16 protein-coding genes are annotated in these 15,604 nt (G+C 57.3%); 8 read left to right on the forward strand and 8 right to left on the reverse strand.

Features of this window, described 5'->3' with window-relative positions; genetic code table 11:
- Positions 1–76 precede the first annotated feature (76 nt).
- Positions 77–541: a redox-sensitive transcriptional activator SoxR gene (gene soxR, locus WA922_RS03545; RefSeq protein WP_424770294.1), complete on the forward strand. Its 465-nt coding sequence runs from the start codon at positions 77–79 to the stop codon at positions 539–541.
- 7 nt (positions 542–548) lie between these two features.
- Here soxR and WA922_RS03550 read toward each other — a convergent pair whose 3' ends face one another.
- Together WA922_RS03550 and WA922_RS03555 are read right to left on the reverse strand one after the other, a co-directional pair.
- Positions 549–1,076, reverse strand: coding sequence for a SixA phosphatase family protein (locus WA922_RS03550; RefSeq protein ID WP_424770295.1), 528 nt, complete (start codon positions 1,074–1,076; stop codon positions 549–551).
- Positions 1,073–3,862: an ATP-dependent DNA helicase gene (locus tag WA922_RS03555; RefSeq protein ID WP_424770296.1), complete on the reverse strand. Its 2,790-nt coding sequence runs from the start codon at positions 3,860–3,862 to the stop codon at positions 1,073–1,075. Before WA922_RS03555 ends, WA922_RS03550 begins: the two co-directional genes overlap by 4 nt.
- 343 nt (positions 3,863–4,205) lie before the next feature.
- Between WA922_RS03555 and WA922_RS03560 the strand changes: the two genes are divergently transcribed.
- Both WA922_RS03560 and WA922_RS03565 read left to right on the forward strand, forming a co-directional pair.
- On the forward strand, positions 4,206–5,822 hold the full coding sequence (locus WA922_RS03560; protein ID WP_424770297.1) for a lysine--tRNA ligase: 1,617 nt from the start codon (positions 4,206–4,208) through the stop codon (positions 5,820–5,822).
- A complete protein-coding gene (locus WA922_RS03565; RefSeq protein ID WP_424770298.1) occupies positions 5,819–6,328 on the forward strand; it encodes a DUF1003 domain-containing protein in 510 nt (169 codons plus the stop codon). The genes WA922_RS03560 and WA922_RS03565 overlap by 4 nt, the downstream gene beginning before the upstream one ends.
- Before the next feature lie 16 nt (positions 6,329–6,344).
- On the opposite strand, the gene WA922_RS03570 is transcribed toward WA922_RS03565, so the two are convergent.
- Positions 6,345–7,013 (reverse strand): prolyl hydroxylase family protein, encoded by a 669-nt coding sequence (locus WA922_RS03570; protein ID WP_424770299.1) that lies wholly within the window; start codon positions 7,011–7,013, stop codon positions 6,345–6,347.
- A gap of 110 nt (positions 7,014–7,123) precedes the next feature.
- On the opposite strand from WA922_RS03570, the gene WA922_RS03575 reads away from it, so the two are divergent.
- On the forward strand, positions 7,124–7,675 hold the full coding sequence (locus WA922_RS03575; RefSeq protein ID WP_424770300.1) for a cytochrome b: 552 nt from the start codon (positions 7,124–7,126) through the stop codon (positions 7,673–7,675).
- Positions 7,676–7,745: 70 nt separating this feature from the next.
- On the opposite strand, the gene WA922_RS03580 is transcribed toward WA922_RS03575, so the two are convergent.
- Positions 7,746–8,699 (reverse strand): RcnB family protein, encoded by a 954-nt coding sequence (locus WA922_RS03580; protein WP_424770301.1) that lies wholly within the window; start codon positions 8,697–8,699, stop codon positions 7,746–7,748.
- A 142-nt stretch (positions 8,700–8,841) separates the two neighbouring features.
- On the opposite strand from WA922_RS03580, the gene WA922_RS03585 reads away from it, so the two are divergent.
- Positions 8,842–9,480 (forward strand): pyridoxamine 5'-phosphate oxidase family protein, encoded by a 639-nt coding sequence (locus WA922_RS03585; protein ID WP_424770302.1) that lies wholly within the window; start codon positions 8,842–8,844, stop codon positions 9,478–9,480.
- A 23-nt stretch (positions 9,481–9,503) separates the two neighbouring features.
- Here WA922_RS03585 and WA922_RS03590 read toward each other — a convergent pair whose 3' ends face one another.
- Entirely contained in the window at positions 9,504–9,905 is a 402-nt protein-coding gene (locus WA922_RS03590; protein ID WP_424770342.1) for a response regulator, read from the reverse strand.
- Between the two features lie 149 nt (positions 9,906–10,054).
- A complete protein-coding gene (locus tag WA922_RS03595) occupies positions 10,055–10,327 on the reverse strand; it encodes a hypothetical protein (protein ID WP_424770303.1) in 273 nt (90 codons plus the stop codon).
- Between the two features lie 684 nt (positions 10,328–11,011).
- On the opposite strand from WA922_RS03595, the gene WA922_RS03600 reads away from it, so the two are divergent.
- Positions 11,012–11,203, forward strand: a complete 192-nt coding sequence (locus WA922_RS03600) for a type II toxin-antitoxin system VapB family antitoxin (protein WP_424770304.1) — start codon at positions 11,012–11,014, stop codon at positions 11,201–11,203.
- Complete coding sequence (vapC, locus tag WA922_RS03605; RefSeq protein WP_424770305.1) at positions 11,203–11,607, forward strand: type II toxin-antitoxin system VapC family toxin; 405 nt, start codon at positions 11,203–11,205, stop codon at positions 11,605–11,607. The genes WA922_RS03600 and vapC overlap by 1 nt, the downstream gene beginning before the upstream one ends.
- Here the strand turns inward: vapC and ettA are convergent, their stop codons facing one another.
- The gene (ettA, locus tag WA922_RS03610) at positions 11,608–13,281 is read right to left on the reverse strand and encodes an energy-dependent translational throttle protein EttA (RefSeq protein WP_424770306.1); all 1,674 of its coding nucleotides are present in this window, start codon (positions 13,279–13,281) and stop codon (positions 11,608–11,610) included.
- A gap of 180 nt (positions 13,282–13,461) precedes the next feature.
- On the opposite strand from ettA, the gene WA922_RS03615 reads away from it, so the two are divergent.
- Complete coding sequence (locus WA922_RS03615) at positions 13,462–14,883, forward strand: M28 family peptidase (RefSeq protein WP_424770307.1); 1,422 nt, start codon at positions 13,462–13,464, stop codon at positions 14,881–14,883.
- Between the two features lie 128 nt (positions 14,884–15,011).
- Here the strand turns inward: WA922_RS03615 and WA922_RS03620 are convergent, their stop codons facing one another.
- A complete protein-coding gene (locus WA922_RS03620) occupies positions 15,012–15,410 on the reverse strand; it encodes a hypothetical protein (RefSeq protein ID WP_424770308.1) in 399 nt (132 codons plus the stop codon).
- Positions 15,411–15,604: the final 194 nt, after the last annotated feature.

Consider the following 15,604-nt stretch of genomic DNA (forward strand, 5'->3'; position numbering starts at 1 on the left):
GCGAATCATATCGCTCGCCAATTTTGCAACCTTAAGCTAAGGTGAGGTCAAGATATTTATTGATAAGGTCGAAACCGTGTCTGAAACATTGCCTAAAGCGCCAAGCGCAAGAGACTTTCTGCCAATCGGGGAACTTGCACGGCGGACGGGATTATCGGTTTCTGCGATCCGTTTTTATGAGGAAAAAGGATTGGTGCAGTCCATCCGTAGCAGCGGTAACCAGAGGCGTTTTTTGCGTGCTGACTTACGCCGGTTGAGCTTCATTCTGATTGCGCAAAAGCTGGGTCTGGCCTTGGGCGAGATTGAGTACGAGCTTGCCAAACTGCCACAAGGGCGCAATCCGACAGTGCGTGATTGGGCAAAGATCAGTGCCTCAATCCGCGCTCAGCTTGATGCAAAAATAGCTCTTTTGGAGCGGACCCGTGACCGGTTGGACGGATGCATTGGGTGCGGCTGCCTCAGTCTGAAAAAATGCCAGATATATAATAAGGCGGATAGTGCTGCTGAGAAGGGAGCAGGGCCGCAGCACGTTCTGTCGTGATTATTCCCTAATAATCAGGGCCCAGTTCAGGATCCAGATCGCGCGGGCGTTTGAAATGGACCAGCTTGCCGCAATCGGGTTTCAGATCCGCCCAATCATCAATATCCAGTTCAAACACTGCAAAGCTGGCAGTGGGATATTTGGTCGCTGCTGCGTCAAACAATGCGTTTTCCTGAGAGGGCGGCACCAGCATATAGAGCATCTCCTGCAAACAGGGATTATGCCCGGCCACCAATACCGTATCCGCGCCAGCCGCCAATTCGTGAATCACGTCAACAATCGTATCGGTGCTGGCCAGATAAAGCCGTTTATCGAACACCGGTTTTGCATCGGGCAGGGCAGCCTCTAGCGTGCGCTGCACCCGTTCGGCCGAACTCGCGACCAGCACATCCCAATTGAGCCCATATTCGCGAATATGCCGCCCGATCAGCTTGGCCCCTTTGCGCCCGCGATCATTCAGACCGCGGTCAAAATCGCGCGTGCCGATATCGTCCCAATCGGACTTGGCGTGGCGGAGGAGAGCAAGTTTTTTCAAAACGGAATCGAATCCTCATCAATATCAACCGCGCCAAAGGGCTGCGCGGGCTTGGCTGTACTGGAGACACCTTCTGCGACCCGTTGTAAAGCCTCCTCCAGCGTCAAACGTATGACAGGCGTGCCTTTGGGGAAAGCGGATAGCAGCCTGCTGGGGAAAGCGGAGGACAATACGATGAAGTGCCCGCGATCTTCCTTGGTACGGATCAGCCGCCCGAAAGCCTGCGCCAATCGCGCGCGGATCATCCGGTCATCATAGGCGCTGCCGCCATTTGCTGCCCGCCGCGCGCGGTGCAAAATGCTCGGCTTGGGCCACGGAACACCCTCCATCACTACGCAGCGCAGCGAATCGCCTGGCACATCGACCCCATCACGCAGGGCATCCGTGCCGAGCAGAGATGTACGCGCATCGTCGCGGAAAATGTCCACCAATGTGCCGGTATCAATGGGGTCGACATGCTGCGCGAATAGCGGCAGCCCCGCGCGCGCCAGCCGGTCTGCGATGCGCCCGTGGACCACCCGCAGCCGCCGGATTGCAGTGAACAGGCCGAGCACGCCTCCGCCTGCCGCCTCTATCAGCCGTGCATAGGCACCCGCCAATGCCGCCAGATCGCCGCGCTTTATGTCGGTTACGATCAATACCTCGGCGCGGTTGGCATAATCGAACGGGCTTTCTGCGGCAGAGAGGCGCGGCTGCACTTCGATATGCGGCGTTCCGCTTTGGGCAATCGCGCTGTCCCAGTCCTCACCATCGCGCAAAGTGGCGGAGGTCAGCATCACCCCGTGCGCGGGTTCCAGCACGACTTTGGCAAATGGCTTCATCGGGTCGAGCCAGCGCCGGTGGATCCCGATATCAAATTCGCGCGCATCACCGCGATCCACCGCCAGCCAATCGACAAATTCAGGATCAGCGGGGCCGCCCATTCGGCTTAGAAGCGATTCCCAGGCTGCGAGCAAATCGACCCGCCAGCCAAGCGACTGGCGCGCCCCCTCGATCCGCGCGCGGCCTTGCTGGTCGAGCCAGTCGGGGGAATCCTGCACCACAGCTTCCAGGCGCAGCCCCAGCTTGACCAAAGGCTGGCGTATCGCGGCCAAAGCCGTCTCCGCCTTGCCCGCCAATTCGATGAATTCGCCCGGCATTTGCGCGATTTCTGTTTCGATGCCGTAGCCCGCATCCTGCGCGCTCGATCCATTGGCGCTCTCATCGCGCGCATAGGTTACCGCGCGTACTGACGCGAGTAAACGTTCGAGCGGGCCGGACGGCTCCCCGTCATGCAGACGCTGGAGCCACCCGTCAGAGGGCAAAGCCTGTGCTGCCTCAATCGCCGCTTCGATCGCCGCTCCGCCATCATCATCGTAACTCGCCACATCGGCTAAACGCGCGGCAAGGCCCCGCCTGCGGCCCTTATTCTTGCGCTCTGGCCCAACAATCCAGCGGCGCAGTTCAATCGCTTCCTGTCCGGTCAGCGTGGCTGCAAAGGTTGAATCCGCGGCCTGGAAAACATGATGGCCCTCATCAAAAATAACCCGCGTGGGGCGCGGCGCATGGTCGCGCCCCCCGCCAAAACCAGATCGGGCAGCATTGACCATCACCAGCGCATGATTGGCAATGACCAGATCGGCCTGAGCAGAGGCGCGCGCGGAGCGTTCAATGAAGCATTTGCGGTAATGCGGGCACCCGGCATAGACGCATTCACCGCGCTGATCGGTCAGCGCCGCAATTCCGCGCTTGCGAAACAGAGTAGCCAGCCAGCCGGGCAAATCGCCGCCAATCATATCGCCGTCACGGGTAAAGCTGGCCCAGCGCGCCACCAATTGCGCCAATATTGCCGCGCGTCCACCAAACCCGCCTTGCAGCGCATCCTCCAGATTGAGCAGACAAAGGTAGTTCTCGCGCCCCTTGCGCACCACCACAGGCCGGGTGCCATCGGCGCGTGTATCAGGCCAGGCTTTGCCGCTTTCCGATTTTAACTGACGCTGGAGGTTTTTGGTAAAGGTGCTGACCCATACTGTCCCTTGCGCGGTGGCCGACCACAAGGACGCTGGTGCGAGATAGCCCAATGTCTTGCCAATACCGGTCCCGGCCTGGGCGAGCAGAACATGCGGCCGGCGCTGCGCATCGCGCGGGGCAAATACGCCGCCCACCGCTGTTGCATAGTGTTGCTGCCCGTCACGCGTTTCCGCGTGGATGCCGGTGAGATGATCGAGCTGGCCGATGATGGCCGCATCATCAATCTGTATTTGCGCGGGTTGCGGGCGGTCGGGCGCTTCTTCCCATTCAGGCAATTTGGCAAACAGCCACCGCTCTGCTTTATCGGGCCGCTTGATGTGGGGGCTCAGCACCTGCGCCCAGGGCCAACGCATTTTTGCCAGCGATTGCAGCGATGACCACGCACCGTCACGCTGGTGCCAATCATCACTCTCGCAGCGAAGCAGCATCGCCGCAGCCGCCGATTGCAGCAGCGCGGGTATTGTATTGTCACTTTCAGGCGCGGGCAGACCCAGCGCATCGGCCAATCCCTTGGGTGTGGGCACGCAAAACTGCGCAGGGTAAATGAACGCAAACAGTTCCAGAAGATCGAGCCCCGACAGATCAGGATAGCCCAGCCGTGTCGCCACCAGTGGCGCGTTGAGCATCAATACCGGCGTATCGGCCGCTGCCATGATGGCCTCGCCCTTGGAAAGCCCGCGCGTTGCGCCGGACCCATCACGCAGCCACGTTCCGGCATGGCTGGCATGCAATGCGGGCAGCGTGGAGGGGGCAGTATGAGCGGGGGGCGATGCCATCAGGAAAGCTATGGGAAGGGCGAAGCGGAAAGTAAATGAAGGGCAGGCTGCGGGTACACAATTGCTTCCCAATTTTCCTACTTGGCGACCAAATGATAGCGGCTAGCCCGATGAACTACCTGCGCATATTCTTCAAGATGATGGTCTATTGTCTCGGGCGCGCGGCCTGTTGGATCCAAAAGTCACACATTCGATTGAGGTTTCTTTCGCAATTGTCTGAATTGCATGGGGAAAATGCCAAAGGTCACATGTTAGGAAAAAGGTCTGATCGTCCCATTCCTACAGATGACGGTTTGGTTCTTCGCGCTTGCAACATTGGCCGAAGCGCGCAAAAGGCTCCTATATGACTGACACAGCATTGATCGACGCCGCCCGCAATTCCAAAGCATGGCCATTTCAGGAGGCGCAGCGTCTGCTGAAACGCTATCCGCAGGGCACCAAACCCGATGGCGCGCCGGTGCTGTTTGAAACAGGCTACGGCCCGTCTGGCGTGCCGCATATCGGCACCTTTCAGGAAGTGCTGCGCACCACCTTTGTGCGCCGTGCTTTCGAAGCGATGACCGGCGGTGCCCCCACGCGCCTGGTGGCATTCAGCGATGATATGGACGGCTTGCGCAAAGTGCCTGACAATGTCCCCAATCAGGCGATGCTGACCGAGCATCTGGGCAAACCGCTCAGCCGTATTCCCGACCCGTTTGAAAAATATGACAGCTTCGCCGCACATAATAATGCGATGCTGCGCGAATTCCTTGACCGGTTTGGGTTCGAATATGAATTCGTTGCCGGGTCAGACCGCTATAATTCGGGCGCGTTTGATGATGCGCTGAAAAACGTATTGCGCAGCAATCAGGCGATTCTTGATATTATGCTGCCGACCCTGCGGGCAGAGCGCGCGGCAACATACTCGCCGATTATGCCGATTAGCCCATCGACTGGCGTTGTCCTGCAAGTGCCGGTGGAGGTGATTGATGCCGATGCGGGCACTATCCGCTTTACCGATCAAGATGGGTCGGTGATCGAGCAATCGGCATTGGGCGGCCAATCCAAGCTGCAATGGAAAGTCGATTTCGCGATGCGCTGGGTTGCGCAGGGCGTCGATTATGAAATGTATGGCAAGGATTTGACCGATACCGGCGTGCAATCCGGCAAGATTGCGAAGGTGCTTGGCGGGCGCAAACCCGAAGGGCTGATTTACGAGCTGTTCCTCGATGAGAACGGCGAGAAAATCTCCAAATCGAAGGGCAATGGGCTGACGATTGAGGATTGGCTGAAATATGGCAGCGAGGAATCGCTTGGTTTCTACATATTTCCCAATCCCAAAAGCGCCAAGCAATTGCATGTCGGCGTGGTGCCGCGTGCAGTCGATGAATATTGGCAATTCCGCGAGCGTTTGACCGATCAGCCGCTGGATAAGCAATTGGGCAATCCGGCATGGCATTTGCTGCGCGCGAATGTGAAATTGGACGGCCCCGATGCACCGGGCGCAGGCGGCAGTCTGCCGGTGACATATGGCTTGCTGCTCAATCTGGTTGGCGTGCTGGGGGCGGAGGCCAGCCGCGAGCAGGTATGGTCGTATCTCGCCAATTATATTGACGATGCTGATCCGGCGGAGCATCCTGCGGTGGATGTTCTGGTTGGTTGCGCGCTCGCCTATAACCGTGATTTTGTCGCGCCGACTTTGAAAAAACGCGTGCCGTTGGCGAATGAAGCGGCGGCCTTGACCGCTCTCAATGCCAGGCTGGCCGATGTTGCTGAAGATACGTCGGCCGAAGATCTTCAGACGATGATCTACGAGATCGGCAAGCAGGAGGAGTTCGGATTCGAAAATCTGCGCGACTGGTTCCGCGCTCTTTATGAAACGTTGCTTGGGTCCGAACAGGGACCGCGTATGGGCAGCTTCATCGCGCTGTACGGCATCGCTAATTCACGCCGCTTGATTGAAGAGGCGATAAACGCATGAGGAAAGCGCGGCGCACGCCAGAGCAATTGGCTCGGCAATTATTGGGCCGTGAATTTACCGAGCTTGAGGAAGAAGAACGCAATGTCCTGATACGGGTTGCTAGCGGCACGTTGATCGGTCTGGATGCGGATGAACGGGCGCAGCATAATGCGGGCAGGGGTGACCGGATTGCTGATCGTGTTGCGGCTATTGGCGGTAGCTGGGCCTTTATCCTGACGTTCTTTGTCGTGCTGGTGAGTTGGATGGTCATCAATAGTCCAGCGTCCGAACATCTGGGTATCCCGGCATTTGACCAATATCCCTATATCTTCCTCAATCTGATGCTCTCAATGCTGGCTGCTATTCAAGCGCCGGTGATTATGATGAGCCAGAACCGGCAGGCGAAAAAAGACCGGATTGCTGCACGCCACGATTATGAGGTGAATTTACGCACACAATTGGAAATCATGCGGTTGGCCGAGAAGGTGGACCGAATACTGGACCATTTGGAAATAGAGGAGAGATAAAGGTAAGGTTGGTCGATCAGCCCCATTTGCGGGTGCGGTACCATTTGGTGATGATATATTTGGTGCCTTCTTCCACCGGAGTGCCCGCGTGGATGGTCTTTGGGTTGGGAATGCCGTCATGATCGGCGTTGTTCCAAGTCAACAACACACCTGGCTGGGGCGGAATGTTCATGCCCAGATCGGTGAAGCGGGTGGCGCCGCCCTTGGTGACCGCATTGAGGTAGATCATGGCAGTCCAGCTGCGCTGTCCACCATTTTTTCGTTCCATTTTCCAGTAATCCTGATCGGTGTAGAACCAGTCATTATGCGCCTTGAATTGCTGGCCGGGCAAATAACGCTGGCCCTGGATTGCCTCACCGCATTCCGCATTGATACCGAGAAAGTCGTCAATCCGCCGGCTGATGCCTGCTATGAAGGGATCATGCGGATCCAGATTACCGGAAAAGGATGTGCGAAAACCAGTGGCGTAATCCTGATCATACAGCTCGCTCGGCTTGGCAACGATATCTATCATTGTCACCAGCCGCGTGCATTCCGGTGCTGTCAGAAAGCCGCCAATGGCGTAGATTTCGGCATCGTCGGTCGGCACTTTATAGGCTTTTGGATCGGCCTGAAGGCGTTTTCTTACGGTGGTGCCCACGCGTTTCAGGGCATCACGATCCGGCACGGTAGCGGTTTTGGTCATGGCAGCGTTCTAGCATGCGTTGTTCCGGCTTCAAGCCGCAGTTTGCCGACCAATTGTGTGCTGCGGCCAATCTGTGGTAGTGAGATTATCAATGAGGGAGACGAGAGACTATGACCGCTTCGCTGCAGGCCCGCTATTCAAAGGGCGCGATGATATTTCACTGGAGTATCGCTATCGCCGTGATCGTAAACTGGCGGTTGGCAGAAGCGGCCGCGCATGCCGCGAAAGCAGATGCGGGCTGGTATATGGCTCAGCACAAAGCCATTGGCATTTCCATTTTGATACTGAGTATTGGCAGGCTGGCCTGGCGGCTTACTCACCCAGCACCGTCTCTGCCGGTGAACTATGCCGCATGGGAACGGATTTTGGCGAGGGGTTTGCATATAGTGTTCTATGTGATGCTGATCGGCCTGCCAATTGGCGGATGGCTCGCGAGCTCCTATTTTGGCAGGGGGGTGGATATGTTCGGGCTGTTTACCGTGCCCGCATTGCCGGTCAGCAGCGATCCGGAAATGGGCAAGACTGTTATTGGCTTTCATGGCACCGGCGCAGAAGCACTGGTTTATCTGGTTGCGCTGCATGTTCTGGGCGCGCTCAAGCACACATTCTATGACAGGGACGGCGGGATCTACCGGATGCTGCCATTTGGCAAAGCGGGTTGATCCAGCTTACAAAACGCTAACGCTCCGCCCGGTATGGGGCGGAGCGATGCGTTCTCGAGAGGCGTTTTGGTTAATAGAAGAAGTCGTGAATGACGTCCAAAACTTCACCGGTATAGGTGTTGACCAAAACAACATCGCCGTAATACCGGACCCAGCGATAGGGGCCGTACACTTCGGGTAGACGGTAAGTCCACGGGTCGTTGATCCAGTACCGGCTCCCGAAAAACGCGGTGTCAAAGAAAAAGCCGATGTTGATCCGGTTGTAGCGGTGATTACGGAATGGCGCGTAATAGCGCCCAAGGCGGAACGTATTGCGGTTATAGCGGCGATGGTTGTACCAATTATACCGGCTGTTGTTGCGCCACTGGTTTCGGTTCCAGCGGCGATAATCGCGGCGTGTCTGACGGTAGTCACGGCGGTCCGCGCGGCGATCACGGCGGAAATCACGGCGGTTGTCCCGGCGGATATCCTGGCGAGCCTCGCGGCGATTGTCCCGCCTTATCTCCCTGCGCGCGTCGCGCCGATCGAACCTGCGTGCATCGCGCCGCGCCTGATTGCGGACGCGGTTTATATTGGCAGTATTACCGCGGCGATCGGCGCTTTGATTGAAACGGCGCTGCGCGCGATCCTGCCGCCCGTCAATTCGGCGATTAATTGTGCGCTCAGAGCGGCGTTCGGCGCGGCGGTCATCACGTCGGGCTGCTCGCCTTTGTTGTGGCCGTTCGCGAGCGTCAACCTGTCTCTGGCGGCGGTTTGTGCGTTGCTCGCCGCGTCTGTCCTGGCGGGCCTCCGCTTGATTGCGCCGTGATTGTTGACGCGCTTGCTGGCGTTGGCCCCGGTTTTGCTGCCTGACTTGTTGGCGCTGGCCGCGATTGGATTGTCGCGCTTGCGACCGGTCCTGGCCGCTGCGTTCAGCGCGTTGGCTTTCTGCGGCAGATGCCTCGGGCGCGGGGACAGCGATAAATGCCATCGCCATAGCAAGGGCAGAGGCGCTGCCTGCGGTGAAAAATTCTTTAATGGTCATGCGGCTTCTCCAATTCGCTGCCGCGCCCACCATGCGGCCCTGTTGATAGCTGCGGTATAATTCAGATAAACTGACCTGAAACTGAACAAAGTGTAAATGCTTACGTTCATATTAATCGCTTTGCTAATGAACGCGGGCATCTATGGCTGATTGGTTGACATCGCCCGATTTCGGCCGTCAAGACCGCATCATGAAACTCACTTTCGAAGATGTCATCCAGGACATCACGGACCGCCTCACAGCCGGAGCGAACAGCCGCAAATCCGCCATGCATACCGCAGTAGTTGCAACGGCGGATTGCGATGTGCGGGTGATGGTGCTGCGCGAATATGATCCCGCATTGCGCCGGCTTCGCTTTCATACCGATGCGCGCAGTCCAAAAGTCGCCGTAATCCGCGATAATCCGCTGGTTTCGGTACTAGTCTATGATGCGGAGGCGAAAGTGCAAATCCGGATGCGCGGGCAGGGCATCGTCGCCACCACTTCGCCGCAGGCAGAAGCCGCCTGGGATGCGGCGACCAATTTTGCCAAGCGTTGCTATCTTGCGAAGGCTGGGCCGAGCAGCGTCAGCGCAGAGCAGACATCGGGGCTACCCGACTGGGCGGAGGGTATCAATCCGACAGATGCGCAGGTTGCGGATGCCCGGCAAAACTTTGCGCTGCTTTATGTCACCGTGACCGAATTTGACTGGCTGTACCTCGCCAATACCGGCCACCGACGTGCAAAAGTATCGGTTACGCCCGATCTGCCGGGTTGGACTGCCGATTGGCTCGTTCCCTAATCGCCACGAACAAATCACCGCGTTCAGGCGGCGCCAATATTTTTCAGCTTGGCCAGCAGACTTGCCTCATCAAACGGCTTGGTGACATATTCATCCGCGCCCGTATCAATTCCGCAGTGAATATCCATCGCCCCCGCCTTGGTCGTACAGAACACGACCTTGGGTTGCTGCGGAACCTTTAATGCGCGCAATGCGGCCAGGAATTCGATACCGGTCATGATCGGCATATCCCAGTCCAGAATCACCAGATCGGGCATTGTCATGAGGCATTTATCGAGCGCCTCCTGGCCGTTTTCGGCTTCGGCAACTCGGTAGCCGTGCGCTTCGACGATGTGCCGTGCGACTTTGCGGATCATCCGCGAATCATCCACCAGCAGGCAGTGCCGCTGCGGCCCGGCATATCCATCCGCCGGTGCAGGCTTCACCGCTGATACCCGGCGGCCATAGGTGGCAGGAACCTGAACCGGTTGCGCCGCAGATGTTGCCGGCGCTGCGCGCGTCACCGGTGCAATCGCTACGCCGTCTGCTTTGGGGGCGTTGCCATTTGCCTGTCCGGGCAAACCGTCCCGTTTAATCAGATTGTAAATGGGACGACCTCCCCCTGGTCTTTCACGGCCAGCGGCGAGCCTGCCAGTTCTTCCTCGCCCTCCGTTTTGCGGACATGAAGAAAGGGCACCCACACTTCGCCGTAATCGGCTTTCTGGTACCACAAATCGAGCACGTCATACGACGCCCAAAAACCGTTCGGGTTTTGCAAGCGCACACCTTCACCGATGCGAGGGACGACGGCGAATTTCAGCCGCTCGTTGGTCTGGTGTGTCTCGTTCTGAATTTCGATGTCGATCACGACTCTGCGCCCCTTTAATCTTGATCCGCGTGCTACGGGAAAATGCTTTCTGAAAAGCAAACAAAGTGTTGCGCGGCCATTAACCGTAAATTGAGGATTGGCCGGAGCAGGGGTAGGACAAGGCGTTGTTGGAAAGTGACGCTCCGCCTCCTTATCGGGCGGACAAAGGTGACACTGTGTCACTTTCGCGAGATCGCGAATTATCGTGTGTTTTTAGAGGGGTAAGGGGCAGGTTTTGAGCCGGACGGACACAGGAAGCGGTCGATTATGTGTGACTTTTGGACGGATGCCTGCCGCGCCTGCGGATGGCGTTAGAATGGTGCAATAACGATGGGAAAGAGCTGGGGCCGTTTCTAGCAGCCGCCCGGTGTGTAGGAAAATCGGGTATTGCTGTTTCGCGCAGAGAGCGCATGGGAAGTGGAAACGCAGAGATGTCTCGTCTTCGGTTCTCCGCGTCTTTGCCAAGGCCCAAACAGGTGCCAGATCGGACGAAACTGCATTCCGGATCGAGTCCGGGGCCAAAAAGTCATGAAGACACTATCTTCTCTCGTAAAGGCGGGAATCGAGAGCAATCGGTCACCACCCAGCCGCGATATGGTGTGTGGTCAGACTCGCTCGCTTTTGCCGGAATGACGATGCATAGTGATTTTTGACTCATGTGTATAATAGTGTTAATCGATACACATGAGAACCAATGTGGTCATTGACGATGCCTTGATGGCGGACGCGCTGAAAGCGAGCGGTTTGAATACCAAAAAAGCGGTTATCGAAGAGGCGCTGCGAAAGCTTGTATTGCTCAGGAAGCAGGCGAATATGCGTCAGTTGCGCGGCAAATTGGTATGGGATGATGATCTTGATTCGATGCATCAGGATTGATGATATTAATCGACTCAAGCGTTTGGATTGATTTTTTCAACGGCAAACCGACCGCAGAAACAGATTATCTCGATGCGATATTGGGCCATGCCGAAATTGTTGTTGGTGATTTGATACTGACAGAGGTTCTTCAGGGATTTCGCGATGACGGTGATTACTCGAGTGCCTGTTCCGCGTTCGAAGCTTTCAAAATCATCGCAATTTCTGACGCCATCATCGCTTTCAAAGCCGCCTCCAACTACCGGCTGCTTCGCAAGCGTGGTATAACTGTCCGCAGGACAATCGATACATTAATAGCAACGCGCTGCATTGAAGATGGAATTGAGTTGCTTTTTAGTGACCGCGACTTTGATCCGTTTGTCGAACATTTCGGCCTGAGAAACGCTTTGGTTGCAAGCAGCTGATTACCGACTGAGCTTCTTATACGCCAACCGCGTAGGCCGGTCCGCCGCATCACCCAGCCTACGCCGCTTGTCTTCTTCATATTCCGCGAAATTGCCTTCGAACCATTCGACGTGGCTGTCGCCTTCAAACGCCAGAATATGCGTCGCCAGACGGTCGAGGAAGAAACGGTCGTGCGAGATAACCACCGCGCAGCCAGCGAAGTTTTCCACCGCATCTTCCAGCGCGCGAAGGGTTTCCACGTCGAGATCGTTGGTCGGCTCGTCGAGCAGCAGCACATTGCCGCCTTCCTTGAGCATTTTCGCCATATGGACGCGGTTGCGTTCACCGCCCGATAGCTTGCCGACGACTTTCTGCTGGTCCGCGCCCTTGAAATTGAACGCGCCGACATAGGCACGTGTGCTCATGTCGTGGCCATTGACTTTCATATAGTCGAGTTCGTCGCTGACTTCCTGCCACACATTGTTTTTCGGGTTCAAATCATCGCGGCTTTGGTCAACGAAGCCCAGATGCACCGTCTCGCCGATTTCGATGGTACCGCTATCGGGGGTTTCCTGACCGGTGATCATTTTGAACAGGGTGGATTTGCCCGCGCCATTGGGGCCGATCACGCCCACGATGCCGCCCGGCGGGAGCATGAAGGACAGATCTTCAAACAGCAGCTTGTCGCCAAATGCCTTGGAGATACCCTTGGCTTCGATCACTTTACTGCCGAGGCGTTCGGGAACCTGGATAACGATCTGCGCTTTGCCCGGTTTGCGGTCCTGCTGCGCTTCCTGCAATTGTTCAAATTTGCGGATACGCGCTTTGGATTTGGTCTGGCGGCCTTTGGTGCCCTGACGTATCCACTCAAGCTCTTCGGCGAGCGCCTTCTGACGGCCGGAATCCTCACGGTCTTCCTGCGCCATCCGCTTGGCTTTCTTGTCGAGATAGGTCGAGTAATTGCCCTCATACGGATAGTAGGAACCGCGATCGAGTTCCAGAATCCATTCCACCACATTGTCGAGGAAATACCGGTCGTGCGTAATCATCAGCACAGCGCCGGCATATTCCTTCAGATGGTTTTCCAGCCATTCGACGCTTTCCGCATCAAGGTGGTTGGTCGGTTCGTCGAGCAGCAGAATGCCCGGTTTCTGAATCAGCAAGCGGGTGAGGGCGACGCGGCGGCGCTCACCGCCTGACAGGTTTTCAACCGATGAATCGGATGGCGGGCAGCGCAGCGCCTCCATCGCGATTTCGAGCTGGTTGTCGAGCGTCCATCCGTCGACCGCGTCAATTTTCTCCTGCAGCGCGCCCATTTCCTCGCCCAGCGCCTCAAAATCGGCATCCGGCTCGGCCATCTCGGCAGTCACGGCGTTGAACCGATCCACCATATCGGCCACATCGCGTGCGCCGTCTTTGACATTTTCGAGAACGGTCTTGCTGTTATCCAGCTCCGGCTCCTGCGCCAGATAGCCGACGGTGATATTTTCCCCCGCCCATGCTTCGCCGGTAATGTCGGTATCAAGCCCCGCCATGATCTTTATCAGTGTGGATTTGCCCGCGCCATTGGGCCCGACAATGCCGATTTTTGCGCCTTGGTAGAATTGCAGATTGATGTTCGACAAAACCGGCTTTTTCGCGCCGGGGAAAGTCTTGGTCATGTTCTTCATGACATATGCGTATTGCGCGGCCATCGTATCGGTCCTTCGGAGAGTATAATTCTGGTGGGTTGGATATACGCAGCAGATAGGGACTATGCATGCATCGGGCAAGCATGGCGTGTGGGGGGCACGGCGTGTGGGAGCATGTCCGGGGGCGGGGTAAGGTAAGGAGGGGCTTGGCTTTACGGTGCGGGCGCATTAGCACGCGTGACCATGAACAGAAAACGTCTCGCGCTGAGCGCCGCCGCCCTGTGTTTCACCATGCCAGCTTTGGCGGCTGCGCAAGTTCCCGACGGTGTCTATAAATATCCGGCGCAGGTGCAGGCGGACGAGGCGCTTATATCTGACGAAGCGGCTTGGGATTTTGTCGAGGGCATCACGACCGAAGTCGGACCGCGTCAGGCGGGAACAGAGGCCGAGGCGCGTGGCCGCGACTGGGCGGTCAAATGGCTGAAAGCGCGCAGCTTCGACAATGTCGCAGACGAACCGTTCATGATGGATACGTGGGTACCGGGTGATACGCATAAGGCCCAGATCACCAGCCCGTTCCCCCAGCCTTTCGTGATCCAGCCATTGGGCGGCAGCGCATCGACCGGGCCAGAGGGTATCGAGGCCGAAGTGGTGATGTTTGCGACAGTCGCGGAACTGAGTGCGGCGCCTGCGCGAAGTCTTGAGGGCAAGATCGCCTATATCAGCCATTCGATGACCCCCACGCAGGACGGATCGCAATATGGCTTTGCCGGGCCCGCGCGCTGGATCGGCGCGGGTATCGCCCAGTCCAAGGGCGCCATTGCCACAGTGATCAAATCCGTCGGAACAGACTATCACCGCAATCCGCATACGGGCGGGGCGACGTTCCGCCGCGCAGACGGATCAACCGATGTGGGCCGCGTGGTGCCGACACCGGCGGGCGCTTTGTCGCTTCCCGATGCTGCCAATCTGGAACGGATGTTTGAGCGTGCGGGTGACCGCACGATTACCATGAAACTGGTATTAACACCGGAGCGGCTGGGCATGACCCAAAGCGGCAATGTGGTGGGCGAGATTGCCGGGCGCGACCCGTCGCTGCCGCCGGTGCTGCTTGCGTGTCATCTGGACAGCTGGTGGAATTCGCCCGGTGCCTTTGATGACGGCGCGGGTTGCGGGATTGCTGCGGCCGCGGCGCTCAACGTGCAAAAGCATGGCCAACCCTTGCGGACCATTCGGGTGCTGCTGGCCGGTGCAGAGGAAGTCGGGCTGTTTGGCAGTACCGCCTATTCACAGGCGCATATAGATGAGCCTATCGGGGTCGCCTATGAAAGCGATTTCGGCGCGGACCGGATCTGGCGTTTTGAAAGCAATTTCCGCGATACCAACGCTTCGCTTCACGAACAGCTTGCCGCATCGGTTGCGCGTTTCGGCGTGGCGGATTCGACAATCGTGGCGCGGGGCGGGGCGGATATCAACATCGCCCGCGACCAGAAAACAGCGATCATTGATTTGCAACAGGATGGCACCCGCTATTTTGATCTGCATCACACACCCGATGATACTCTGGACAAGATTGATCGCGTGCAATTGCGCCAAAACGTCGCTGTGTGGACCCAGATTACCGGTATTCTCGCCAATTATGAGGGGTCAATTCAGGGAGACTGAAGCCGCTTCGCCCGCGCACGGTGACATGCTGGCCAAGCTGCCAGAGAAAGCGCCGGATGATAAAAAGGCCAGCGTCTGTTGAGGACGCTGGCCTTTTTGGTGCTTAGTGAGGGGAACTCACTTGGCGATCATGGCGATACCGGTGCGTCGTCATCATTATCGCCGCTAAGGGCAATGACGCCGCCTGCGACCGCAGCCAGGCCGAGGAGAATGGGCCACAGGCCAATACCATTACCGGCTTCCTCAACCGCAGCAGGGGCCGCCTGTGCAACAGCAGGTGCTGCGGGCTGAGTGACAGGTGTGGCCGGCTGCACCGCTGGCGCAGGTCCCTTAAGAGGCAGAACACAGCCTTGTGCGCCGGAGGTACACGGATTGCCCATCATCATGGTCATCTGCAGCAGCGAGGGAGATGTCGCTGCGAATGAAAATGCCGGAGCAGCATATGCGGCAGCGTTGGCCTGTGCGCCAACCGAACCAACGACCAAAAATGACGCCAATGCTGCGCTCGCCGCTTTCTTCAATATCATAATACACTCCTGAAATCACTTTGATGAGAACCGAACAATCTCGCTCACCGAGAGATGAAACATTGCCGGAATTAATAACCAGCCACCCAATAGGGCGATTCGGGCGGCGCCGTCCACCGCCAAGAGTGTAAATATTTGTCTACAATAAATGTAAATTAATGTATCCCTACGCAAATAGTTGCAAAATCATCGTC

Source organism: Pontixanthobacter sp., assembly GCF_049682855.1.
Lineage (GTDB): Bacteria > Pseudomonadota > Alphaproteobacteria > Sphingomonadales > Sphingomonadaceae > Pontixanthobacter.

What these genes read in the sequence shown, in the direction of transcription:
- ettA (WP_424770306.1), bottom strand. Translation starts at nt 13,281, where the DNA reads ATGGCCGCGCAATACGCATATGTCATGAAGAACATGACCAAGACTTTC.
- WA922_RS03580 (WP_424770301.1), bottom strand. Translation starts at nt 8,699, where the DNA reads ATGACCATTAAAGAATTTTTCACCGCAGGCAGCGCCTCTGCCCTTGCT.
- WA922_RS03600 (WP_424770304.1), top strand. Translation starts at nt 11,012, where the DNA reads ATGAGAACCAATGTGGTCATTGACGATGCCTTGATGGCGGACGCGCTG.
- WA922_RS03575 (WP_424770300.1), top strand. Translation starts at nt 7,124, where the DNA reads ATGACCGCTTCGCTGCAGGCCCGCTATTCAAAGGGCGCGATGATATTT.
- WA922_RS03560 (WP_424770297.1), top strand. Translation starts at nt 4,206, where the DNA reads ATGACTGACACAGCATTGATCGACGCCGCCCGCAATTCCAAAGCATGG.
- vapC (WP_424770305.1), top strand. Translation starts at nt 11,203, where the DNA reads ATGATATTAATCGACTCAAGCGTTTGGATTGATTTTTTCAACGGCAAA.
- WA922_RS03620 (WP_424770308.1), bottom strand. Translation starts at nt 15,410, where the DNA reads ATGATATTGAAGAAAGCGGCGAGCGCAGCATTGGCGTCATTTTTGGTC.
- WA922_RS03615 (WP_424770307.1), top strand. Translation starts at nt 13,462, where the DNA reads ATGAACAGAAAACGTCTCGCGCTGAGCGCCGCCGCCCTGTGTTTCACC.
- WA922_RS03570 (WP_424770299.1), bottom strand. Translation starts at nt 7,013, where the DNA reads ATGACCAAAACCGCTACCGTGCCGGATCGTGATGCCCTGAAACGCGTG.
- WA922_RS03565 (WP_424770298.1), top strand. Translation starts at nt 5,819, where the DNA reads ATGAGGAAAGCGCGGCGCACGCCAGAGCAATTGGCTCGGCAATTATTG.
- WA922_RS03585 (WP_424770302.1), top strand. Translation starts at nt 8,842, where the DNA reads ATGGCTGATTGGTTGACATCGCCCGATTTCGGCCGTCAAGACCGCATC.
- WA922_RS03555 (WP_424770296.1), bottom strand. Translation starts at nt 3,862, where the DNA reads ATGGCATCGCCCCCCGCTCATACTGCCCCCTCCACGCTGCCCGCATTG.